This window comes from Kitasatospora sp. NPDC057965, from assembly GCF_042887135.1.
Lineage (GTDB): Bacteria > Actinomycetota > Actinomycetes > Streptomycetales > Streptomycetaceae > Kitasatospora.
The window spans coordinates 41,956-64,694 of sequence record NZ_JBHVPZ010000034.1 but is presented as its reverse complement, the minus strand read 5'-3'; the positions used below and the strand labels follow the sequence as shown (position 1 = coordinate 64,694).

Below are 22,739 nucleotides of genomic sequence, written 5' to 3'. Positions count from 1 at the left end.
AGTTGACGGTCAGTCCCGTCTCGCTACGCTCCGTAGAGCGCTCCGGCCCCGCGCGGTGAACGGAGAGCGCCCGGTCCGCGCCTGGGGACGGAACGCGAAAAACCGGAAGGCGGGGCGAGGACGTCATGTCCTCGCCCCGCCTTCAGCGGTGGCTCACCTCATGCGCGAGGTGCGGGCCGGGGTCAGCTGCAGCCGCTGGTGGAGCCGCAGCCCTCGCAGAGGTAGCAGCTGCCGGCGCGGCGCATCTTGGTGCCGCAGGAGAAGCAGAGCGGCGCGTCGGCGTTCAGGCCCAGCTGGATCTCGATCAGCTCGGTCGAGTTGTGGGCCTGGGCCGGGGTGGCCTTCGCGGCCGGGGCCGCGGCGGCGGCCGGCCGGGCGGCGGGGGCCACCGGGGCGGACTGGGCGAGCGTCTCGGTGTCCAGCTCCTCCTCGGCCTCCAGCGGCTCGTAGGACCCGGTCTCCAGGTGGCGCTGGCGCTCCTCGACGGAGTGGATGCCGAGCGCCGAGCGGGTCTCGAACGGCAGGAAGTCCAGCGCCAGGCGGCGGAAGATGTAGTCGACGATCGACTGCGCCATCCGCACGTCCGGGTCGTCGGTCAGACCGGCCGGCTCGAAGCGCATGTTGGTGAACTTCGAGACGTAGGTCTCCAGCGGCACGCCGTACTGGAGGCCGACCGAGACGGCGATGGAGAAGGCGTCCATCATGCCCGCGAGGGTCGAGCCCTGCTTGGACATCTTCAGGAAGACCTCGCCGAGGCCGTCGTCCGGGTAGGAGTTGGCGGTCATGTAGCCCTCGGCGCCACCGACCGTGAAGGAGGTGGTGATGCCCGGGCGGCCCTTGGGCAGGCGCTTGCGGACCGGGCGGTACTCGACGACCTTCTCGACCGCGGCGGCCGGGGCCTCCTCGGCCTTCTCGTCCTTCTTCTTGGCCGAGAGCGGCTGGCCGACCTTCGAGTTCTCGCGGTAGATGGCGAGCGCCTTGACGCCCAGCTTCCACGCCTCGAAGTAGATCTCCTCGACGTCCTCGACGGTCGCCGAGGCCGGCATGTTCACGGTCTTGGAGATGGCGCCGGAGATCCACGGCTGGATCGCGGCCATCATCCGGACGTGGCCCATCGGGGAGATGGAGCGCTCACCCATGGCGCAGTCGAAGACCTCGTAGTGCTCGGTCTTCAGGCCCGGCGCGTCCACCACGTTGCCGTGCTCGGCGATGTGGGCGACGACCGCCTCGATCTGCTCGTCCTGGTAGCCCAGGCGCTTGAGGGCGCGCGGGACGGTGCCGTTGACGATCTGCATCGAGCCGCCGCCGACCAGCTTCTTGAACTTGACCAGCGCGAGGTCCGGCTCGACGCCGGTGGTGTCGCAGTCCATCATCAGGCCGATGGTGCCGGTCGGGGCGAGCACCGACGCCTGGGCGTTGCGGAAACCGTTCTGCGCGCCGATCCGGAGCACGTCGCCCCAGGCCTCGGTGGCCGCGGCCCAGACCGGGGCGTCCAGGTCGTCGAAGGAGACGGCGGCCTTCGAGGCGTCCGCGTGCTGCTTCATGACCCGCTGGTGCGGGGCGGCGTTGCGGGCGTAGCCGTCGTACGGGCCGACCACACCGGCGAGTTCGGCGCCGCGGCGGTAGGCGGTGCCGGTCATCAGCGAGGTGATGGCACCGGCCAGGGCGCGGCCGCCCTCGCTGTCGTAGGCGTGGCCGGTGGCCATCAGCAGGGCGCCGAGGTTGGCGTAGCCGATGCCCAGCTGGCGGTAGGCGCGGGTGGTCTCGCCGATCTTCTCGGTCGGGAAGTCCGCGAAGCAGATCGAGATGTCCATCGCGGTGATGACCAGCTCGACGACCTTGGCGAAGGTCTCGGCGTCGAACGAGTCGTCGTCGCGGAGGAACTTCATGAGGTTGAGCGAGGCGAGGTTGCAGCTGGAGTTGTCCAGGTGCATGTACTCGGAGCAGGGGTTGGACGCGTTGATCCGGCCGGACTCCGGGCAGGTGTGCCAGTGGTTGATGACGGAGTCGTACTGGATGCCGGGGTCGGCGCAGGCCCAGGCGGCCTCGGCCATCTTGCGGAAGAGGTTCTTCGCGTCGACGGTCTCGATGACCTCGCCGGTCATCCGGGCGCGCAGGCCGAATTCGGTGCCGTTCTCGACGGCGGTCATGAATTCGTCGCTGACGCGGACCGAGTTGTTGGCGTTCTGGTACTGGACGGAGGTGATGTCGTCCCCGCCGAGGTCCATGTCGAAGCCCGCGTCGCGCAGGGCGCGGATCTTCTCCTCCTCCTTCACCTTGGTCTCGATGAAGGCCTCGACGTCCGGGTGGTCGACGTCGAGCACGACCATCTTGGCCGCGCGGCGGGTGGCGCCACCGGACTTGATGGTGCCGGCGGAGGCGTCGGCGCCGCGCATGAAGGAGACCGGGCCGGAGGCGTTTCCGCCGGAGGACAGCAGTTCCTTGCTGGAGCGGATCCGGGAGAGGTTGAGGCCGGCGCCGGAGCCGCCCTTGAAGATCATGCCCTCTTCCTTGTACCAGTCGAGGATCGACTCCATGGAGTCGTCGACGGACAGGATGAAGCAGGCGGAGACCTGCTGGGGCTGCTTGGTGCCGACGTTGAACCAGACCGGCGAGTTGAAGCTGAACACCTGGTGGAGGAGGGCGTGGGTCAGCTCGTGCTCGAACACCTCGGCGTCGTCCGGGGTGGCGAAGTAGCCGTTCTTCTCCCCGGCGGCGCGATAGGTGAGCACCACGCGGTCGATGATCTGCTTGAGGCTCCACTCGCGCTGCGGGGTGCCGACCGCGCCGCGGAAGTACTTGGACGTGACGATGTTGACGGCGTTGACCGACCAGAAGTCGGGGAACTCGACGCCGCGCTGCTCGAAGTTGATCGAACCGTCGCGCCAGTTGGTCATCACGACGTCGCGCCGCTCCCAGCGGACCTCGTCGTACGGGTGCACGCCAGGAGTGGTGTAGATGCGCCCGATCCGCAGGCCGCCCTTGGGGGCCTTGCCGGCGCCGCCCTTGGCCGCCGTCTTGTCGGACTTCGACCCGCGTGCGGAACCGCTCGTGGTGTCTGTCACTTCTGTTCCTCCTCCTGGTTGGGCAAACGCCCGGAGTGCCCCGAAAAGTCCGGGCACGGCTGGTTCGCTCTTCCGGTGTGCGGGCAGGCGGGAGTCCCCGCCGACCGCGCACGATTTGTCATGGTCTGTGCGCCGTTTTCGGGCACACGTCGGCCCTCGAAGGGGCCGGGGGTGCTGCCGACCCCGGAAGGGGCCGGTGAAGGGGCCGGGCCGGCTAGGGCGCGGCGGAGGCGACGGACACGGGCGTGCCGTCCGCCTCGGGAGCGGGCCGCTCGGCGCGGAGTTCCGCGATGGCGGCCTCGAAGTCTTCCAGTCCGTCGTACGCCTGGTAGACGCTGGCGAAGCGCAGGTAGGCGACGACGTCGAGTTCCTTCAGCGGGCCGAGTATGGCCAGCCCGACGTCATGGGTGGTGAGCTCGGCGTTGCCGGTGGCCCGCACGCACTCCTCGACCCGCTGGCCGAGCTGGGCGAGCGCGTCCTCGGTGACCGGGCGGCCCTGACAGGCCTTGCGGACGCCGGAGATGACCTTCTCCCGGGAGAACGGCTCGGTGACGCCGCTGCGCTTGATGACCATCAGGGCGGCCGTCTCCACGGTGGTGAAGCGGCGGCCGCAGTCCGGGCACTGCCGACGACGGCGGATGCAGCTGCCGTCCTCGGTGGTCCGGCTGTCGACGACGCGGCTGTCGGAGTGCCGGCAGAAGGGGCAGTGCACCTGAGGATCCCTCCCTGGCAGGACGTGCGGACTGGTCGAGTCTATGCGATCCCGGGCCGCTGGTCGCAACCCGATCTTGAGGCCTCGACCACAAGTACTGGGCCACGGAGAGGACTGTAGCCACTACATCTAGGTCTGCGAGGGAAGTAGACCCATGGGCGTGTCGGCGCGGACTAAGATTCCGGGAGCGCCTTCCGCTCGAACATTTAATCGATGTACAACAAAGCCTTGATCGAGTCAGCCAACTCCCGAATAATTCACTCGAACGTGTGTTTGGCGCAACCTTTCGATACGGGGTGCGTTGGGCTGGAAAAAGGAGAGGACAGCCGTCGAGAGGGGCCGCCGTGAACACCGTCGAAAGCAACACCATCCCGGTGCAGGAACACTCCCAGCTCAAGGTGGGGCAGCGCACCACGAATCAGCAGAGTGTGGACAGCATGGACCGTAGCGAAGACCACCGCCCCCCGGGCCCGGGCCTTTCCGGCGTCGGCCGCGTTCCGGACCAGCCCATCGAGCACTCCCCCGTGCTGGACGACGCCCACCCCGCCCCGACCCGCTCCGCGCCCGGCCGCCCGCCCGGCATCCGGACCGACGAGGCCGGCCTCACCGAGCGCCAGCGCCGGGTGATCGAGGTCATCCGGGATTCGGTGCAGCGGCGCGGCTACCCGCCGTCCATGCGCGAGATCGGCCAGGCCGTCGGCCTCTCCAGCACCTCCTCGGTGGCCCACCAGCTGATGGCGCTGGAGCGCAAGGGCTTCCTGCGCCGCGACCCGCACCGCCCGCGCGCCTACGAGGTCCGCGGCGTCGAGGTGGCCCGGCCGAACACCGCCGAGACCGCCGGCCGCCCCTCCACCTCCTACGTGCCGCTGGTCGGCCGGATCGCCGCCGGCGGGCCGATCCTGGCCGAGCAGACGGTCGAGGACGTCTTCCCGCTGCCGCGCCAGCTGGTCGGCGAGGGCGAGCTGTTCGCGCTCACCGTGCGCGGCGACTCGATGATCGAGGCGGCCATCTGCGACGGCGACTGGGTCACCGTCCGCCGCCAGCCGGTCGCCGAGAACGGCGACATCGTGGCCGCGATGATCGACGGCGAGGCCACCGTCAAGCGCCTCAAGCGCGAGGACGGCCGGATCTGGCTGATGCCGCACAACCCGGCCTACGAGCCGATCAACGGCGACAACGCGACCATCCTCGGCAAGGTCGTGGCGGTCCTGCGCCGCCTCTGACGCCCGCTCCCGCACCCACCCCCGCACGCAGGAACCCGGCCCACAGGAAGGGGCTCCCCGCAGACCGCGCGGAGCCCCTCCGGACCGGCTCAGCCCCGCTTCACCACCGGCCGCACCGGCGCCGCCGAGGCGTCGATCGCCGCCAGCGAGCGGCGCACCTGATTGCGGTCCGTGGTGTACCAGAACTCCGGCATCGAGGAACGGAAGAACCCTCCGTACCGCTTGGTCTCCACCCGCGGGTCGAGCACCGCCACCACGCCCCGGTCGTCCGCCGCGCGCACCAGCCGGCCCGCGCCCTGCGCCATCAGCAGCGCCGCATGGGTCGCCGCGACGGCCATGAAGCCGTTCCCGCCGCGCTGTTCGACGTCCTTCTGCCGGGCACTCATCAGCGGGTCGTCCGGCCGCGGGAACGGGATCCGGTCCATCACCACCAGCTGACAGGCCGAGCCGGGCACGTCCACGCCCTGCCAGAGCGACAGCGTGCCGAACAGGCAGGTGGTCGCGTCCGAGGCGAACTCGCGGATCAACTCGCCCAGGGTGTCCTCCCCCTGGAGCAGGATCCGGTGGTCCAGCCGCTCCCGCATCGCCTCGGCGGCCGTCTGGGCGCCCCGCATCGAGGAGAACAGACCCAGCGTGCGCCCGCCGGCCGCGCCGATCAGCTCGGCCAACTCGTCGAGCATGTCCGGCCGTTCCGGGTCCCGCCCGGGATCGGCCAGGTGCCTGGCGACGTACAGGATGCCCTGCTTGGGGTACTTGAACGGCGAGCCGACGTCGATCCCCCGCCAGTGCGGCACCGGCTCGTCGCCGAAGCCCGTGCCCGCCGCCTCCGGGTTGTCCCCCGGGGTGCGGACGTCCGGCAGCCGGGCCTCGGACGGCAGGCCGACCGAGGCCGCCACGCCGTTGAAGTCCCCGCCGAGCTTGAGGGTGGCCGAGGTGAGCACCACCGAGCGCTCCTTGTACAGGCCCTCGCGCAGCAGCCCGGACACGCTCAGCGGGGCGACCCGCAGCGAGGCGGTGCCCAGCCCGTAGCGGTCGCTGCGCTCGATCCAGACCACGTCGTACTCGGAGTCCTGGAGCAGCCGGTCGGCGGTCTCGTGCAGCGCCTCGGCGGAGGCCATCGCCTGCTTGCGGACGGCGTCCTCGTCGCTGAGCCCCTTGTCCCTGGTCTCACCGAGCGAGGTGATCACCTGCCGGGCGGCGTCCCGGATCGCGGTGACGGCGTACCCGAGGTACTCGGGCAGCTCCTCGACCCGGCCGGGCTGGGCGGTCTCCATCAGGCCGTGGTAGTTCTCGGCGGCGGCCTGCAGCGCGTCCACGGCCTTCTCGTTGGCGAGCCGCGCGGCCCGCTTCACCGCCCGGTTCACGGCGCCGACGGTCAGCTCGGCGGTGGCCGCGCCGGTGACCCGGTTGACCAGCTCGTGGGCCTCGTCGATGATCAGGAGCCCGTGCTCGGGCAGCACGGGCGCTCCCTCGATCGCGTCGATCGCGAGCATCGCGTGGTTGGTGACCACCACGTCCGCGAGCTTGGCCCGCTCGCGCGCCTTCTCCGCGAAGCACTCCTGCCCGTACGCGCAGCGGCTGGCCCCCAGGCACTCCTTGGAGGTGACCGAGAGCTGGGCCCAGGCCTTGTCGGAGACGCCGGGGGTCATGTCGTCCCGGTCGCCGGTCTCCGTCTCGTCCGCCCAGTCGCGCAGCCGGAGCACCTCCTGGCCGAGCTTGCCGGCCGGACCGCCCATCGCCTCGACCGGGTCGAACAGGCCCTCGCCCTCGTCGCTCGGGGTGCCCTCGTTGGCCCGGTGCAGGCACAGGTAGTTGGAGCGGCCCTTGAGCATCGCGAACAGCGGCCGGCGCCGCAGCACCGGATGCAGCGCCTCCACGGTGCGCGGCAAGTCCCGCTCGACGAGCTGGCGTTGCAGCGCCAGGGTGGCGGTGGCGACCACCACGCGGTCCCCGTGGGCGAGGGCCGGCACCAGGTAGGCGAGGGACTTTCCGGTGCCCGTGCCGGCCTGCACCAGCAGGTGCTCGTTGTTGTCGACGGCGTCGGCGACGGCCTCGGCCATCCGGAGCTGGCCGGGGCGCTCGACGCCGCCGACGGCCTCGACCGCGGCGTGCAGCAGCTCGGGGACGCGGGCACGGGGGACGGCCTCGACCGGGGCGTCCGCGGAACTCCCGGCCGGGTCGGCGTCCTCGGCGGGGAGCTGGGATTCGGAGTCGTTCGTCATGACCCTCCCACCCTACGGGGCGGGGGTGACAATCCGGTCCCGTCGGCCGGGCAGCGGCACTTTCCCGTCCGCGGCGAGCGGGTTGGGCACGGTGCCGTGCCGGGCGGCGTGCGGGCGGTGCGGGCGGTCCCCGTAGCCGTCCAGCAACAGCCGGTTGCGGTTCAGGCAGAGCCGGTCGATCCGCGGCCGGAACAGGTCGAACAGCGCGAAGCGGTCGGCGAGTTCCGGGAAACGTGCCTGGTGGCGCAGCACCTCGGCGCGCAGCAGCGCCCAGAACCGCGCCTCGGCCAGACCGGTCCGCGCCTCCAGCAGCGGCGCCAGGTAGCGGTACACGCCGATGAAGAGCCCGGAGTGCAGGAACTGGCACAGGCCCTGCGGGTCCTCGCGCAGCAGCACCGAGTCCACCTCGGCGGGCAGGCCGCGCAGCTCCGGCAGGTCCTGGTCGCTGAGGTTGACGTCGTCGACGAAGTCCTTGACCGCCAGCCGCACCGGCACGTCCCGCTCGTCGAAGACGACGATGGCGTTCTCGCCGTGCGGGGAGAACACCAGCCCGTAGCGGTAGAGGAAGTGCAGCAGCGGCGGCAGCATCGCGGCGAACAGCCGGGCGGTCCACTCGGCGGGCGCGAGCCCGGAGCGGGCGATCAGCTCGGCGGCGAGCGGCCGTCCGTCGCTGCCGGTCTGCAGCAGGGCGGCCAGGGTGCGGGCGCGCTCGCCGGGGGCCAGCGCGGGGCCGAGCGGCTCGCGCCAGATCGCGCCCAGCAGCTCCTTGTACTGGTACGGGGCCTCGGGCAGCTCGCGGTAGAGCGGGTGGTCGACGGTCACGGAGGCGATCTCGCCGAGCAGCACCACCCGGCACTCGTCGCGCAGGAACGGGTCGGCGTCGCGCAGCCCGTGGATCCAGGCGGTGACGGCGGGCGCGGCGAGCGTGCGCTCGGTGGGCAGGCCGCGCCAGACCAGGGTGTTGAGGATGGCCAGCGGCAGCTTGACGGTACAGCGCTCCGGGTGGCTCTCGTTGAAGAACGAGCGGATCGACTGCTGGGGCAGCCGCAGGTCGCCGTCGGTGCCGAGCGGGACGATCTCGCCGGAGGCGATCCACGGGGCGAACAGCGGCAGCACGGTCTCGTCCCACTGCCAGGGGTGCACCGGCAGCAGCAGGTAGTCGTCGGCGGCGGCGCCGAGCGGGGCGCGCAGCGCGTCCGGGTCGTCCAGCTCGCGGCGGTACAGCTGCGCGGGGTCGGTGAGCCCGGCCACGCCCCGGTACTCGGCGAGCCGGCGGTGCACGGCGATCCAGGGCAGCGGGCGCGGGGCGCGGGCCTCGGGCGCCCAGCGGGCGGCGTCGGCGGCGGAGAAGCCGATCCGGCCCTTGTTGGGGACGATCCACGGGTGACCGCCCTGGCGGCCCTCCAGCGCGGTGTGGCCGAGGTCGGCGAGCTCGGCGGCGGTGAGCCCGGTGGCCAGCAGATGGGCGTCGGCGGTCAGCGTGGCGGTGAGTTCGCGCAGCAGGTGGCCGGTGGTGTCGCCGCGCAGGCCGAGGGCGTGCCGGGCGTGGGTGAGGAAGCGCAGCGGGTCGGGACCCTCGGGGGCGTCGCAGCACACCGAGCCGGGGTCGACGAGCCAGCCGTCGTAGGCGCCGCGGCGGGCGGTGAAGCGGTACTCGGCCCCGGGGAGCTTGAGCACGTACCCGCCGGGGGCGCCGGTCTCGACGGGGGTGACGAGCTCCTCGTAGGCGAACTCGCCGAGCATCTTGGCCAGCAGTGCGCGGCCGGCCCGCTGCCAGTGCCCGGCGGTGAGCTGCGGCGGCAGGTACAGCGGCGGTTCAGCGGCCGGCGGTTGCGGCACGGGTCGGCTCCTGGGGTCGGGGAAGGGCTGGTGCGGGGACGGGGGCGGGCGGCGGCGCGAAGCCGGTCCAGGCGGTGCGCTCGGGCAGCCGGTGGACGGTCCGCCCGGTGACGGCGTTGAGGATCACCGCGGCGCGGTGGGCGCCGAGGCCCAGGTCGGGGGTGCCGACCCCGTGGGTGTGCAGCTCGCCGTTCTGGACGTAGAGCCCGCCGGTGACCTCGGGCAGGGTGGCCACCCGGTGGTCGAGGTCGACCCGGTAGCGGCCGGCGGCGTCCCAGTCGACGAGGTGGGCGAGCGGTTCCAGGGCGGCCGGGCGGGCGGCCCGGTAGCCGGTGGCGAGCACCACGGCGTCGGTGCGCAGCAGCCGCGCGGTGCCGGAGTCGGTGTGCCGGCAGTCGAGTTCGAGCCCGCCGCAGGGGCCGGAGCGGGCGTCGGTGACGGCGGTGCCGGGGGTGATCTCGACCGGGGCGTCGCCGACCGGCCGGCCGACGGTGCTCGCGTAGAGGTGGTCGTGGATCTCGGCGAGGGTCTCGGCGGAGGCGGCCTTGTGCAGCTGCCACTGGGCCTCGACCAGGCTGTCGCGCACCTCCCCGGGCAGGCCGTGGAAGTACCGGGTGTAGTCGGGGGTGAAGTGCTCCAGGCCGAGCTTGGAGTACTCCATCGGCGCGAGCGCCCGGGTGCGGGTGAGCCAGCGCAGCCGGACGCCGTCGCCGTCGTGGCGGCGCAGCAGGTCGAGGAAGACCTCGGCGCCGGACTGCCCGCTGCCGACGACGGTGATGTCGCGGGCGCCGGCCAGGCCGTCGCGCCGGTCGAGGTAGTCGGCGGAGTGGAAGACCCGCGGATGGCCGTCCAGGGCGGCGAAGGCTGCGGGGCGCACCGGCAGGGTGCCGACGCCGAGGACGACGTTGCGCGCCTCGACGGTGCGGGTGCGCCCGGTGGCGCTGTCGCGCAGCTCGGCGCGGTACCGGTCGCCGGCCCAGCGCAGGGCGGTGACCTCGGTGCCGAAGCGGCAGTTGGCGAGCCGCTCGGCGGCCCAGCGGCAGTAGTGGTCGTACTCGCGGCGGGTGAGCTGGAAGCGCTCGGTGAAGTAGAAGGGGAACAGCCGGTCCTGCTCGCGCAGGTGGTTGAGGAAGGACCACGGGTTGGTCGGGTCGACCAGGGAGACCAGGTCGGCGAGGAACGGCACCTGCATCCGCGCGCCGTCGACGAGCATCCCGGGGTGCCAGCGGAACTCCGGGCGCCGGTCGCAGAAGAGGGTGCGCAGGCCGGGGACGGGCTCGGCGAGCGCGGCGAGCGAGAGGTTGAACGGGCCGATGCCGACGCCGAGCAGGTCGTACGGCCCGGGCGGGGGTGCTGGGGTGTCCATGGGGCGGGTGCAGTCCTAGGCGGGGTGCGGGGTCCGGTCGCGGACCATCAGGGCGGCCCGTTTGCCGGGCAGGTCGAGTTCGGCGGCGAGCCGGAAACCGGCCCGCAGGAAGGCCCGGACGGAACGCCGGTTGCGGACGTCGGGCTCGGCGACCACCCGTTCGCAGCGCGGCCGTTCCCGCAGGACGCGGTCGGCCAGGGCGGCGAGCAGGGTGGCGCCGAGGCCCCGGCCGCGGCTGGTGGCCGGGCCGAGCAGCAGGTGGAGACCGGTGTCGTGGGGCCGGGCCGGGTAGTGCGCGGCGAGCGGGTCGAGGTCGGCGCGGTAGACCTCCCAGTAGCTCATCGGGGTGTCGTCGAGCAGGCCGAGGCAGGGCAGGCTGCTTCCGTCGCCGTCGAGTTGGCCGCGCAGGTGCCGTTCGGTGACGGCGGGCGGTCCGGCGAGCTCCCAGAAGGCGGCGACCTCGGGGTCGTTCATCCAGCCGGTGAGCAGGCCGAGGTCGGCCGGGAGCCGGGCGCGGCGCAGTCGGAACTCGCCGGCGGCGGTGGGCATGGCGCCCCAGCGGGCCGGGTCCTCGTCCGTGCCCGGCCGGGCCGGGCCGGCGGGGCCCGCGGTACGGGCGGGGCCGCTCACGCGCCGGCCACCGGGTTGGGGATGTCGACGTACACCGACTGGGTGGCGACCGGGCCGACCAGTTCGTCCAGCCCGTTGATCCGGGTGAGCAGATTGGCCTTGCAGGGCAGGGTCGGCGCGTCCAGCAGCAGGCCGGGCAGCGCGGAGCCGGTGGCGGTGGCGGCGGGCCCGGCCAGGAAGCGGCGGAGCGCGGCCAGCAGCAGGGCCTCGTCGGCGAGCTGCTGGGAGCCGAGCGCGCCGACCAGTCCGAGCACGTGGTTGATGCCCAGGTAGTAGGCGAAGTGGTGGTCGATCACCGGGTCGTCGAGGAAGGTGTCGCTGTGCGCGCCGAGGCCGGGCAGCCGGGCGGTGAGCCGGTCGGCGGCGCTCTGCCGGTAGTAGTAGCCCTGGTTGTCGCGGTAGCGGCCGCCGCGTGGCCAGCCCTCGGCGTCCAGCAGTACCAGGCTGTTCTGCTGGTGGGCCTCCAGGGCGATGCCGGCCGCGCCGTCCAGCCAGAGAACCGGCAGCACGACGGCGTCCAGGTAGCGGAGGAACCATTCGGCGGTCACCGTGGGCAGCGGGCGGCCGGTGCGGGCCGCGAGGGCGCGCAGCAGGTCGCCGAGCCGGGACGGGACGGTGTCGCCGGCACGGGCGGCGTGCGGCCGTTCGGCGACCAGTCCGGCCACGCAGTAGACGCGGTCGGCGGGCGCGAAGGGCTGGGCGCGCAGCACGGTGTCCAGGCCGCCCGGGTCGCCGAGGTCCGGGTGGTCGACGCCGATCCAGGCGGGGTCCCGGACGACGTCGAAGCCGGGGTGCACGGCCCGCCACTCGGCGCCGAGGCCGCTCTCCAGCAGCCGGTGCATCTCCAGACCGCGGTGCAGTTCCTTGCGGAGGTTCTCCCGGCGGGAGTTGGTGATCCGCAGGCCCAGTGAGAGCTTGAGCATCCAGGGGGTGCCGGGCCGGTAGACGGTGCGCACCGAGGAGGTGGGGTACCAGGGGGCGCCGGACGGACCGAGGTCGTGCAGCCGGCCCTCGGCGAGCAGTTCGGCGACGACGGGGCGGTGGGCGAGTTCGCGGGCCTGCCAGGGGTGCAGCGGCAGGGCGGCGGTGCCGGGCGGCAGCAGGGCGGGGTCGTCGAGGAACCCGGCGGTGATCCGGTCGGCGCTCCGGGCGACGGCGGAGCCGGCGGCGAGCAGCTCGCGGTCGACGGCGTACCAGTGCAGTTGGAAGGAGCCGTGCAGCTCGGGCGAGTAGGCGGCGCTCTGGGCGGGGCCGAGGCCGTCGCGGCTCTTCGGGGTGGGGTGCATCGGGTGGCCGAGCAGCAGGGACTGCTCGGCGGCGAGGAACTCCGAGCGCTCGGGTCCGCCGGGCACCGGGGCGGTGGCGGCGCGGTGGTGGACGAGGATGTCGGCGGTGCGGACCACCGAGTCGGCGACCCGGGCGGCGAGGTCGGCGACCTGGCCGGGGTCGGGCCGGTCGGCGGCCGCGGCGGCGAGCAGGGCGGCGGCGGTGACGGCGTCCACCGGGGCGTCGGCGAAGTCCCCCGCCGCGTTGGCCTCGCCGGCCGCGAGGGTGGCCGGGCCGAACCGGTGCCAGCCGGCCGGCGACCAGTGCCGGACCGGGGCGGAGAGCCGGGCGGCGCCGCCGAGGACGGCGATCCGCAGGTGGCCGTCGGGGCCGGGGGCGGCGCCGGTCTCCCGGGCCCAGCAGCGCAGCAGGGCCTCCAGGGCGGCCTGTTCGGCGGCGACGGCCGGGTCGGGATGGAGCAGAAGGTCGCAGGGGGCCGGGGCCGCGGTGGCGGCGGGGCGGCGGGCCGGGAGTCGGGGCGGGGCTCCGGTCAGGGCGGTGCTCAATGCTGCTCCTTGAAGCGCGTGGCGTGCCGACGCGCAAGGGGGTGGAGGGAACTGGCGGGCACTCGCACCCTCGCGTCAGGTAAGGGTTACCTATCCCTGAGGGGTGATCACAAGGACCGCTCACTCGTCCGGGTGAAGATCGGTGATTGTCCCGCCCGGGAGGGAACTCGGGTCCGTCGCGCGGCCGGCCCGTCCGTCCGCGCGTCACGGATCGGTGACCTTCGCCCGGAACCGGAACCCGGGGGCCGCCCGGGCCCGTCCTGCTGGCCAGTGGCAGACTCCAGGACGGCGGTCCGCCGCCGACACCGAACTACCAGGGGGACAGCACCATGCCAGCGATCCACCGGTCAGCCGCGGCGGCGCTCCTCGCCGCGGGGACCCTGCTCGCCGTCACCGCCTGCGGCCCGGACGGGCCCTCGGGCGGGGACGCCGTCGCAACGCCGCCCTCCGGCGGCCCCACCGCGTCCGCCTCCGCCACCGCCGCGGGGGGCGGCAGTGGCGTGATCGGCGGCATCACCCTGCCCTCGGGCCTGCCGACCGGTCTGCTGGAAGGCCTGCCCAAGAGCTGGGACGACCTGACGAAGTGGAAGTTCGAGGACTGGGACAACTGGGCGTCCAAGCACGTCTTCAACAACCCGATCGTCAAGGACTTCTGGAACCCGGACAAGATGGGCGACTCCAAGCCGGCCGACCCGGCGCCGCCCACCGCCAAGCCCGCCGACGACGCCGGGGTCACCGACCCCGAGCCGCCGGTGGTCAAGGCCGTGCCGGTGCCGCGCCCGTACACCAAGCAGCCCTCCGGCAAGGTCTTCTTCTCGGCCGAGGGCGGCCGCGGCAACTGCTCGGCCACCGTGATCCAGGACCCGGCGAACCCGGGCCGGAGCAACCTGGTCTGGACGGCCGGCCACTGCGTCCACCCGGGCAAGGGCGGCAGCTACTTCAAGGACCTGGTCTTCGTCCCGGCCTACAACAACTCGGGTGCCTCCAGCGGCGGCAAGAAGGCCCCGCTGTCCGAGCTGGCGCCGCTCGGCACCTGGTGGGCCAAGGACGTGGTGACCTCGCCGCAGTGGCTGGTCGAGGGCGGCGGCACCGGTGACGCGGCGAACCAGTACGACTTCGCGATCATGCGGGTGAGCAACCAGAACGACAGCGGCAAGTCGCTGGAGGAGACGGTCGGCGGGGCCGTCCCGGTCTGGTTCGACGCCCCGCGCGACAAGCTCGCGGTCGCCGCGATCGGCTACCCGCTCTACAAGCCGTTCGACGGCCAGGAGCTCTACAAGTGCGAGGGCGGGAAGCCGACCAGGCTCTCCTTCGACCCGAAGCGCCCGTCGATGCTCACCATCGGCTGCAACATGACCCAGGGCTCCAGCGGCGGCGGCTGGTTCGCGCCGATGCCGGACGGGAAGCTCGCGCTGGTGTCCAACACCTCGATCGGCACCCAGGACCACACCTCGCTGAGCGGGCCGTACCTGGAGACGGTCGCCAAGCAGGCGCTGGACTGGATCTCGAAGAAGAAGTAGCCCCCCGGCCCCGGGTCTCCCCCGGGCCTCCCGGCACCGGGCACGCGAACGGGCCCCGGTTCCCCCTCGTGAGGGGGAACCGGGGCCCGTGACCGTGCGGCGGCGGCTCAGCCCTGCGGCGTCAGCGCCACCGCGAAGTGCTCCAGCTCGGCGGCCAGCTCGGCCGCCACCTTGGCGTGCAGCAGGGTGCCCTCGCCGGTGTGCTCGGTGCCCAGCAGCTCGCCCTCGGCGTGCACCCGGGACACCAGCGCGCCCTGGGTGTACGGGACCAGCACGTGCACCTCGACCGCCGGGCGCGGCAGCTCGTCGTCGATGAGCTTGAGCAGCTCGTCGATGCCCTCGCCGGTGCGGGCCGACACCACGATGGCGTGCGGCTCGCGGCGCAGCAGGCGCTGCAGCACGTGCGGGTCGGCCGCGTCGGCCTTGTTGATCACCACGATCTCCGGCACGTTCTGCGCGTCGACCGAGACCACGACCTCGCGGACGGCGGCCAGCTGCGTCTCCGGCTCGGGGTGCGAGCCGTCCACCACGTGCAGGATGAGGTCCGCGTCGCCGACCTCCTCCATGGTGGAGCGGAACGCCTCGACCAGGTGGTGCGGCAGGTGCCGGACGAAGCCGACGGTGTCGGCCAGGGTGTAGACCCGGCCGCTCGGGGTCTGCGCCCGGCGCACGGTCGGGTCGAGGGTGGCGAACAGCGCGTTCTCCACCAGCACGCCCGCGCCGGTGAGCCGGTTGAGCAGGGAGGACTTGCCGGCGTTGGTGTAACCGGCGATGGCCACGGACGGCACCTGGTGGCGCCGGCGCTCCTGGCGCTTGGTGTCGCGGCCCTTCTTCATGTCGGCGATCTCCCTGCGGAGCTTCGCCATCTTCTCGCGGATCCGGCGCCGGTCGGTCTCGATCTTGGTCTCACCGGGACCACGGGTCGCCATGCCGCCGCCGGACGAGCCGGAGCCGCCACCACCCATCTGCCGGGAGAGCGACTGACCCCAGCCGCGCAGCCGCGGCAGCATGTACTGCATCTGCGCGAGCGAGACCTGCGCCTTGCCCTCGCGGGACTTGGCGTGCTGGGCGAAGATGTCCAGGATCAGGGCCGTCCGGTCGACGACCTTGACCTTGACCACGTCCTCCAGGTGGATCAGCTGGCCCGGGGTGAGCTCACCGTCGCAGACCACGGTGTCCGCCCCGGTGGAGGAGACGATGTCGCGCAGCTCCTGCGCCTTGCCGGAGCCGATGTAGGTGGCCGCGTCGGGCTTGTCACGGCGCTGGATGACGCCGTCCAGCACCTCGGAGCCGGCCGTCTCGGCCAGCGCGGCGAGCTCGGCCATCGAGTTCTCCGCCTCCTCCAGGGTGCCGTCCGTCCAGACGCCGACGAGCACCACGCGCTCCAGCCGGAGCTGGCGGTACTCGACCTCGGTGACGTCCTGGAGTTCGGTGGAGAGGCCGGCGACACGACGGAGCGCGGCGCGCTCGGTGCGGTCGTACTGGTCGCCGTCGTAGTGGTGGCCGAGGTCCTCGTCGATGGCCGCGAGGTCCTCGTCCATGAGGGCTTCCGCCCGCAGACCGTCCAAGCGGCGCGGGGCGTCGGCGTGGTCGCGGGTGTCGAACGTGGAGGTCATTCTGTCCTTCGGCTGCTGGAACGGGTGGCCTGTGCGCGACCGTACGGACGGTCGTGCCCGGAGTCTGCCCAGCTGCCGCCCCGTTCAGCACTCGGGCGAGGTGTGAGCTACCCCTCGGGGCCGCGGGACGGGCTGAGACTCCTCCGCCCGGTCAACGCCGCGGTCCGGCCGTGAATTCCCCATGATGGTCGCACGCCGGGGTCGTGCGGGTCACCCCGATTTCCGCCGGTGGCCCGGGCGCCTCCGCCGGGTCGCCCGCCGGAGGGGCGGCCGGGGCGGCCGGGGCGCGGCCGGGACCGCCGCCCGCCGGGGCGTACGGGCGCTCCACGTCGTACACCCCGGAGACCCGCAGCATGGCCCGCAGCACGGCGGCCAGCGCGGCCGGGTCCGGCAGCTCGACGGTGTAGGTGTGCCGCACCCGCAGCTCCTGCGGCGGCTCCACCTCGGCCGCGGCGATCCCGACGCCCTCCGCCGAGATCGCGGCCGTCAGGTCGGCCAGCAGCCGGGGCCGGTTCAGCGCCTCGGCCCGCAGGGTGGCCCGGAAGCCCGCCGCCGGGGCGCCGCCGGGCCGCCAGCGGACCTCCAGGGCGCCGCGTCCGTCGGCCCGCATCCGCTCCCCCGCCGGACAGCCGGCCCGGTGCACGGCGACCGCGCCGGCGCGGATCGGGTAGCCGACGATCTCGTCCGGCGGTACCGGGGTGCAGCAGCGGGCCAGCCGGACGGGCGCCCCGGGGCGGCCGGCCACGGTGACCGGAGCGGCCGGGCGGCCGGCGGCGACCGGGCGGTCGGGTGGTGCGGGCTGCCCGGCGGACGGGCCGGTGCGCACCACCGGACGGCGGGGCGCGTGGTCGGCCAGCCAGCGCTCGATGGCCAGCCGGGCGCCCGGGGTGCGGGCGTGCGCGAGCCACTCGGGCGCCGGGCCCGCGGCCTCCTCGGTGAGGACGGCCACCCGGTCGCCGTCGTGGAGCACGGTGGAGAGCGCGGCGAGCCGGCCGTTCACCCGGGCCCCGATGCAACGGTGGCCGGTCTCCTCGCCGAGCAGGTAGGCGGCGTCCACACAGGTGGCGCCGGCCCGGAGCTGAAGCGTTTCGCCACGCTCGGTGACCACCGTGATCTCGCGGTCCCCGGCCAGGTCGGCGGTGAGCGCGGACCAGAAGGCGTCCGGGTCCGGGGTCTCCTGCTGCCACTCCAGCAGCCGGGAGAGCCAGCCGGGCCGGGCCGGGTCGGTGCGGTCCAGCTCGTCCCGGCCCTGCTCGCCGCCGGTCCCGGGCTGCCGGGGGTCGCCGAGCGCGACCACCCCGGTCTCGGCGACCTCGTGCATCCGCCGGGTGCGCACCAGCACCTCGACCACCTCGCCGCCGGCCAGCGCCACCGCGGTGTGCAGCGACTGGTAGAGGTTGAACTTCGGCGCGGCCACGAAGTCCTTGAACTCCCCGGGCAGCGGCGTCCAGCAGGTGTGCAGCTCGCCGAGCACCGCGTAGCAGTCGGCGTTCTCCTCGACCACCACCAGCAGCCGCCCGAAGTCGGCCGGCTGCGGCCCCTGCGGCTTGCCGTCCGGCCCGGGGGCGGCGGCCCGCTTGAGCAGCACCCGGTGCAGCGACACGCAGTGCCGGGGACGGACGGTGACCTCGGCGGCGACCCCGGCCTCGGCGAGCTGGCGGGCCAGGCTGTGGGCGAACGGGGCCAGCAGGGTGTCCGGACCGGCCTCGTGCCGGCCGAGCAGGGCGCGGGTGCGGGCGTGCTCCTCGGGGTGCAGGGTGGCGAAGACGATGTCCTCCAGCTCCGCCTTGAGCACCTGGATCCCCAGCCGCTCGGCCAGCGGGATCAGCACGTCCCGGGTGACCTTGGCGATCCGCACCTGGCTGGCCGGCTTCATGTGCCGGATGGTGCGCATGTTGTGCAGCCGGTCGGCGAGCTTGATGACCATCACCCGGACGTCGTCCCCGGTGGCGACCAGCATCTTGCGGAAGGTCTCCGCCTCGGCCGCCGCGCCGAAGTCGACCTTCTCCAGCTTCGTCACCCCGTCGACCAGGTAGGCGACTTCGGGACCGAACCCCTCGGCCACCTGCTCCAGCGTCAACTCGGTGTCCTCGACCGTGTCGTGGAGCAGCGAGGCGACCAAGGTGGTCGTCCCGGCGCCGAGTTGGGCCAGGATCACGGTGACGGCCAGCGGGTGGGTGATGTACGGCTCGCCGCTCTTGCGCTTCTGGCCGCGATGGCTCGCCTCGGCCAGCCGGTAGGCGCGGCCGAGCAGGCCGAGGTCGGCCTGCGGGTGGTGCCGGCGGTGCGCCTGGACCAGCGGTTCGAGGGCGTCCGGCACCGGCGGGCGGCCGGTGGCCAGCAGCGCGGCCCGGCCGGCCCGGCCGAGCGCGGCCCGGCCCAACCCGCCGAGCGGGCGTCTGGGCCCGGCTTGCCGTGCGGACGTCGGCTGCCCCGCCAGGGGCTGCCCGGCTTCGATGGTCATCGGCACCTCCGGCAGCAGTACCGGGGGCGTGGGCCGACCCGGTGGTCCATGCTACCGAGCAGAGCACGTTCCGCGAGGCCCCGCTTCCCGTCCGTCAGGGGTATCACCCGAACGGGGGGATTTGATCCCGGACGAATTGGGGAAACGCGGGGCTGGCGCACCACCGGCCCGCCCGGCCGGGCGGGCAACGGTGGATGACGACGGGTCAGGCCTCCCGGATCAGCGCCGACCAGGCCGGGGCCAGCTCGCCGCGGGCAACGACGACCGCCGGGCCGGTCTTCTCCACCCGGCCGTCCGGGTACTCGGTGATCGTCAGCCGGCCGCCCAGCACGTCCACCGTGTACGTCACCGCCTCGCCGGTGACCGTCGGGTCCACGCCGTCCCGGCGGGCGGCCGCCACCGCGACGGCGCACGCGCCGGTGCCGCAGGAGCGGGTCTCGCCGGAGCCGCGCTCGTGCACCCGCATCGCGACGTGCCGCGGACCCCGGTCCACCACGAACTCGACGTTGACGCCCTCCGGGTAGACGCCCTCGGGGCTCACCGGCGGCGCGCTCAGCAGATCGCCGGCGTGGTCCAGGCTCTCGACGAACGCGACCGCGTGCGGATTGCCCATGTTGACGTTCAGGGCCGGCCAGCTGCGCCCGCCGACCGCCACCTCGATCGCGTCCGGACCGGGCAGCTTCGCCCGCCCCATGTCGACGGTGATCTCGCCGGGCGTGCCGTCCTCGGCGTCCTCGGCGACCCGCACGGTCCGCAGGCCGGCCCGGGTGGCCACCGGCAGCTCGCCCGGCTTCGCCAGCCCGGCCTCGACCAGGTAGCGGGCGAAGACCCGGATGCCGTTGCCGCACATCTCGCCGATCGAGCCGTCGGAGTTGCGGTAGTCCATGAACCACTCGGCACGGTCGGCCTGGTCGGCCGCCACCGGGTCGGCGGCGGAGCGCACCACGCGGAGCAGCCCGTCACCGCCGATGCCCGACCGGCGGTCGCACAGCGCGGCCACGGCCTCGGGGCCGATGGCCAGCCGGCCGTCGGGGTCGGGGACGATCACGAAGTCGTTCTGGGTGCCGTGCCCCTTGAGGAAGGGGAGGCCGACGGGCTGCGCGGAGGATGCGGTCACCCTCCCGATGGTACCGAGACGCGGTGGACCGCCGCCTTCCGGTTCCGGCCCCGGGCGGTCCCCGGCCCTCCCCCGGAGAGCTATCTCCCGGAGAGCCGGACGACCCGGTACAGGGCCAGCGCCGCGGCGGCCAGCACGATCAGCGTGTAGACCACGATCGCCTTCCAGCCGGCCCGCTCGCCGGTACCCCGGCGCGGCAGGCCGGGCCACTTGTACCCCGCGTGCCGGGCCGCCATCGCGCCCCAGCCGAGCGAGGCCGCGGTGAGCAGCAGGCCGAGCATCCCGACCATCGCCGAGCCGGTCCCGGCCGAGCCGAAGGCCAGCGGGAAGGCGAACATCAGCGAGCCGGCGGTGGCCACCAGGGCGATCGGCAGGATCTGCCACCAGCGGAGCCGGCGGCGCGGCCGGATCTCCCGCTCGTGCACCGCGCCGGCGGGGGCGCGGGTGTCCAGGGCCGGCAGCGCGACCGCGTAGGAGGTGGGCGCGTCGAGGCCGGGCAGCACCGGCAGGTCGGGCAGTGTCGAGGCGTCGAGGCCACCGGCCTGTGCCGTGGCACTGCCGCCGCCGCTGCTGCCGGGCCCGCCGCCGGCGGGCCTGGCGCTCTGGCCGGTTTCGGGGCCGGTACCCGTGGACACGCGGCCTCCCCTGACAGTTCGACACGAGTGCGGACTCGCGGCCGGGCACGGTCGGCCCGCCCGGGCCGACCCTTATGACATCGATGATGGCATGTCCAGAGGGGCGTTCCGGGCCTGACCGGGGCCGACGGGTGATCCGTGGCCATCACGTGATCCGGCCGTGACCGCCATGCCGTCCTGCACGCCCGTCTGCGCGCGCAACTGCACCACCCGATGGCCGGAAAGCGCCTACCTGACGGCGAGTTCCTGACGTTCGATCAGCTCAAGCGAGCGGTCCAGCAGCTCCACCGGGTCGGTGCCGGCCGGCCGGGCGAGCCAGTGGATCCGGTCGTCCCGGCGGAACCAGGACTCCTGCCGGCGGGCGAAGCGCTTGGTGGCCCGGACGGTCTCGGCGCGCGCCTCGTCCTCCGTGCACTCGCCGGCGAAGTGGTCCAGCACCTGCTGGTAACCGAGCGCCCGGGAGGCCGTCCGCCCCTCGCGCAGCCCCACCGCCTCCAGCTCCCGCACCTCGTCCAGCAACCCGGCCCGCCACATCCGGTCCACCCGCAGGGTGATCCGCTCGTCCAGCTCGGGGCGCGGCACGGCGACGCCGATCTGCACCGCGTCGTACACGGCGGTGTTGCTCGGCAGGCTGGCGGTGAACGGCCGCCCGGTGATCTCGATGACCTCCAGCGCGCGGACGATCCGCCGGCCGTTGCTCGTCAGGATCGCCTCCGCCGCGGCCGGGTCCAGCCCGGCCAGCCGCCCGTGCAGCGCGTACGGGCCGACCCGCTCCAGCTCCTCCTCCAGCCGGGCGCGGACCGCCGGGTCGGTGCCCGGGAACTCCATCTCGTCGATCGCCGCCCGGACGTACAGGCCGGAGCCGCCGACCAGGACGGCGGTGCGGCCGGCCGCGAGCAGCCGGTCGATCTCGGCCCGGGCCAGCCGCTGGTACTCGGCGACGCTGGCGGCCTCGGTGACGTCCCAGATGTCCATGAGGTGGTGCGGGACGCCGCCGCGCTCCTCCTCGGTGAGCTTGGCCGTCCCGATGTCCATGCCCCGGTAGAGCTGCATCGAGTCGGTGTTGATCACCTCGCCGCCAAGGGTGCGGGCCAGGGCGACGGCCAGGTCGGACTTCCCGGCGGCGGTCGCGCCGACGACCGAGACGACGCGGGGGCGGGCGGGCTGGGCGGTGGTGGAGCTGCTCACCGGTCAAGTCTGCCAGGGAACGCCGGCCGGCCGGGCGGCCCGGCCGGTTGCACCCGGTTTCCACCGGACCGTCCCGTTGCGAACGGTTCCGCCCTGACAGACGTTGTGAGAGAGACAGCAGAGGAAGGGTGAGGCGCCATGGGTCTGATGGACAACCTCAAGGGCAAGGCCGAAGAGCTCAAGGACAAGGCCAGCGAGTTCGCCGGCAAGCACAGCGACCAGATCGGGAGCGCGGTGGAGAAGGCCGGCGGCGCGATCGACAAGGCGACCAAGGGCAAGTACACGGAGAAGATCGAGCACGGCACCAGCAAGGCCAAGGGCGCCGTGGACGACTTCGCCCACAAGCCCCAGGAGCCCGGCACGGGCCCCGGTTCGGCCCCCGGTTCGGCCCCCGGCACGGATGCCGGCACCGGTTCGGGCACCACCCCGCCCGCCTGACCCCGCCCGCCTGACCCGGCCCGCCCGATCCGGCCCGGCACGGCGGTCCGGCTCGGGGAGGGCCCCGGTGAGGGCCCCGGGAGGGCTCAGCTCCAGGAGGCGACCAGGTACCCCACGCCGTACGGCGCGTCCTGGTAGCCCAGCCGCGCGGTGAGGCCGGCGCCCTCGGCGGCGCCGGCCAGCACCTGCCAGGGCGCCCGGCCCTCGGCCCGCAGCTCGGCGGCCAGCGCCACGTCCAGGGCGGCCAGCGCCGCGGTGTCCGCCGAACCCAGCGCCCGCGCGAGCCCGGCGTCGAAGCCCTCGGCGCGCTCGTCCAGGTAGCCCGGCGCCTTCAGCGACCGGCAGGCGCTGCCGTCCCCCATCACCAGCAGCCCGACCCGGTCGGCCAGCCCGGCCAGGCCCTGGCCCAGCCCGAGCATCCGGTCGGCGGGCGCGTCGGCCGGCACCGCGCAGGCGTGCGTCGGCAGCGTCACCCCGGCCCGGCCGAGCAGCCAGGCACCGACGGTCAGCGAGGGTGCCAGCTCCGGCCCCTCGGCCCGTCCGCCCGGCAGCGCGGCCACCAGCGGCACGCCGAAGCGGTGGAACGAACCGGCCCCGCCCTCGGTCCACACCTCGGGCTCCGGCCCGGTGCCGACCACCACGAGCAGTTCCGGCCCGGCCGCGAGCACCACCCCGAGCGCCTCGTCGCAGGCCGCGCGCAACGGCTCCAGCTCGGCCGCCGCCCCGGCGGCGACCTCCGGGACGAGCAGCGGCGGACAGGGGCACACGGCGGCGGCAACCAGCATGTGGATCACTCTAGCCAAGAACGCGGAACGGCCCGGCAGGACTGCGGAGTCCCACCGGGCCGTTCACGGACGAGCGGGTCGCTCCCC

16 protein-coding genes are annotated in these 22,739 nt (G+C 73.9%); 3 read left to right on the top strand and 13 right to left on the bottom strand.

Translation table 11 applies throughout. From position 1 onward, the window contains the following. Positions 1 to 182 precede the first annotated feature (182 nt). Positions 183 to 3,065: a vitamin B12-dependent ribonucleotide reductase gene (locus ACFVVU_RS32820; RefSeq protein WP_380684120.1), complete on the bottom strand. Its 2,883-nt coding sequence runs from the start codon at positions 3,063 to 3,065 to the stop codon at positions 183 to 185. A 214-nt stretch (positions 3,066 to 3,279) separates the two neighbouring features. Next, positions 3,280 to 3,777 (bottom strand): transcriptional regulator NrdR, encoded by a 498-nt coding sequence (nrdR, locus tag ACFVVU_RS32815; RefSeq protein ID WP_380684121.1) that lies wholly within the window; start codon positions 3,775 to 3,777, stop codon positions 3,280 to 3,282. Between the two features lie 437 nt (positions 3,778 to 4,214). Here nrdR and lexA point away from each other — a divergent pair, with 437 nt between their 5' ends. Further along, positions 4,215 to 5,000 carry a transcriptional repressor LexA gene (lexA, locus tag ACFVVU_RS32810; protein ID WP_380279596.1) on the top strand — a complete coding sequence of 262 codons (786 nt, stop codon included), beginning with the start codon at positions 4,215 to 4,217 and terminating at the stop codon, positions 4,998 to 5,000. 89 nt (positions 5,001 to 5,089) lie between these two features. On the opposite strand, the gene ACFVVU_RS32805 is transcribed toward lexA, so the two are convergent. The 5 genes from ACFVVU_RS32805 to ACFVVU_RS32785 are packed head-to-tail and all read right to left on the bottom strand — an operon-like array spanning position 5,090 to position 12,889. After that, on the bottom strand, positions 5,090 to 7,222 hold the full coding sequence (locus ACFVVU_RS32805; protein ID WP_380684122.1) for an ATP-dependent DNA helicase: 2,133 nt from the start codon (positions 7,220 to 7,222) through the stop codon (positions 5,090 to 5,092). Between the two features lie 12 nt (positions 7,223 to 7,234). Continuing rightward, positions 7,235 to 9,061, bottom strand: a complete 1,827-nt coding sequence (locus ACFVVU_RS32800) for an IucA/IucC family protein (protein ID WP_387793763.1) — start codon at positions 9,059 to 9,061, stop codon at positions 7,235 to 7,237. After that, the gene (locus ACFVVU_RS32795) at positions 9,039 to 10,427 is read right to left on the bottom strand and encodes a lysine N(6)-hydroxylase/L-ornithine N(5)-oxygenase family protein (RefSeq protein ID WP_387793762.1); all 1,389 of its coding nucleotides are present in this window, start codon (positions 10,425 to 10,427) and stop codon (positions 9,039 to 9,041) included. Before ACFVVU_RS32795 ends, ACFVVU_RS32800 begins: the two co-directional genes overlap by 23 nt. 15 nt (positions 10,428 to 10,442) lie before the next feature. Further along, positions 10,443 to 11,057 (bottom strand): GNAT family N-acetyltransferase, encoded by a 615-nt coding sequence (locus ACFVVU_RS32790; RefSeq protein ID WP_380684125.1) that lies wholly within the window; start codon positions 11,055 to 11,057, stop codon positions 10,443 to 10,445. Further along, on the bottom strand, positions 11,054 to 12,889 hold the full coding sequence (locus ACFVVU_RS32785) for an IucA/IucC family protein (RefSeq protein WP_387793761.1): 1,836 nt from the start codon (positions 12,887 to 12,889) through the stop codon (positions 11,054 to 11,056). The genes ACFVVU_RS32790 and ACFVVU_RS32785 overlap by 4 nt, the downstream gene beginning before the upstream one ends. Positions 12,890 to 13,218: 329 nt before the next feature. Here ACFVVU_RS32785 and ACFVVU_RS32780 point away from each other — a divergent pair, with 329 nt between their 5' ends. After that, positions 13,219 to 14,409 carry a trypsin-like serine peptidase gene (locus ACFVVU_RS32780; protein ID WP_380684127.1) on the top strand — a complete coding sequence of 397 codons (1,191 nt, stop codon included), beginning with the start codon at positions 13,219 to 13,221 and terminating at the stop codon, positions 14,407 to 14,409. Between the two features lie 107 nt (positions 14,410 to 14,516). On the opposite strand, the gene hflX is transcribed toward ACFVVU_RS32780, so the two are convergent. The 5 genes from hflX to miaA form a co-directional block, all read right to left on the bottom strand. After that, positions 14,517 to 16,025 (bottom strand): GTPase HflX, encoded by a 1,509-nt coding sequence (hflX, locus tag ACFVVU_RS32775; RefSeq protein ID WP_387793760.1) that lies wholly within the window; start codon positions 16,023 to 16,025, stop codon positions 14,517 to 14,519. Between the two features lie 151 nt (positions 16,026 to 16,176). Beyond that, positions 16,177 to 18,489, bottom strand: a complete 2,313-nt coding sequence (locus ACFVVU_RS32770; protein ID WP_387793759.1) for a RelA/SpoT family protein — start codon at positions 18,487 to 18,489, stop codon at positions 16,177 to 16,179. 205 nt (positions 18,490 to 18,694) lie between these two features. Beyond that, positions 18,695 to 19,606: a diaminopimelate epimerase gene (dapF, locus tag ACFVVU_RS32765; protein ID WP_380683092.1), complete on the bottom strand. Its 912-nt coding sequence runs from the start codon at positions 19,604 to 19,606 to the stop codon at positions 18,695 to 18,697. Between the two features lie 80 nt (positions 19,607 to 19,686). Continuing rightward, positions 19,687 to 20,241, bottom strand: a complete 555-nt coding sequence (locus ACFVVU_RS32760; RefSeq protein WP_380683093.1) for a hypothetical protein — start codon at positions 20,239 to 20,241, stop codon at positions 19,687 to 19,689. 228 nt (positions 20,242 to 20,469) lie between these two features. Next, a complete protein-coding gene (gene miaA, locus ACFVVU_RS32755; RefSeq protein ID WP_387793758.1) occupies positions 20,470 to 21,429 on the bottom strand; it encodes a tRNA (adenosine(37)-N6)-dimethylallyltransferase MiaA in 960 nt (319 codons plus the stop codon). 138 nt (positions 21,430 to 21,567) lie between these two features. Between miaA and ACFVVU_RS32750 the strand changes: the two genes are divergently transcribed. After that, positions 21,568 to 21,867: an antitoxin gene (locus ACFVVU_RS32750; protein WP_387793757.1), complete on the top strand. Its 300-nt coding sequence runs from the start codon at positions 21,568 to 21,570 to the stop codon at positions 21,865 to 21,867. Positions 21,868 to 21,953: 86 nt separating this feature from the next. Here the strand turns inward: ACFVVU_RS32750 and ACFVVU_RS32745 are convergent, their stop codons facing one another. Beyond that, on the bottom strand, positions 21,954 to 22,652 hold the full coding sequence (locus ACFVVU_RS32745; protein ID WP_380683096.1) for a class III extradiol dioxygenase subunit B-like domain-containing protein: 699 nt from the start codon (positions 22,650 to 22,652) through the stop codon (positions 21,954 to 21,956). Positions 22,653 to 22,739 lie beyond the last annotated feature (87 nt).

Coding starts and splice junctions, on each gene's coding strand:
- lexA (WP_380279596.1), top strand. CDS start 4,215: ATGGACCGTAGCGAAGACCACCGCCCCCCGGGCCCGGGCCTTTCCGGC.
- ACFVVU_RS32805 (WP_380684122.1), bottom strand. CDS start 7,222: ATGACGAACGACTCCGAATCCCAGCTCCCCGCCGAGGACGCCGACCCG.
- ACFVVU_RS32795 (WP_387793762.1), bottom strand. CDS start 10,427: ATGGACACCCCAGCACCCCCGCCCGGGCCGTACGACCTGCTCGGCGTC.
- ACFVVU_RS32780 (WP_380684127.1), top strand. CDS start 13,219: ATGCCAGCGATCCACCGGTCAGCCGCGGCGGCGCTCCTCGCCGCGGGG.
- hflX (WP_387793760.1), bottom strand. CDS start 16,025: ATGACCTCCACGTTCGACACCCGCGACCACGCCGACGCCCCGCGCCGC.
- ACFVVU_RS32770 (WP_387793759.1), bottom strand. CDS start 18,489: ATGACCATCGAAGCCGGGCAGCCCCTGGCGGGGCAGCCGACGTCCGCA.
- ACFVVU_RS32750 (WP_387793757.1), top strand. CDS start 21,568: ATGGGTCTGATGGACAACCTCAAGGGCAAGGCCGAAGAGCTCAAGGAC.
- ACFVVU_RS32745 (WP_380683096.1), bottom strand. CDS start 22,652: ATGCTGGTTGCCGCCGCCGTGTGCCCCTGTCCGCCGCTGCTCGTCCCG.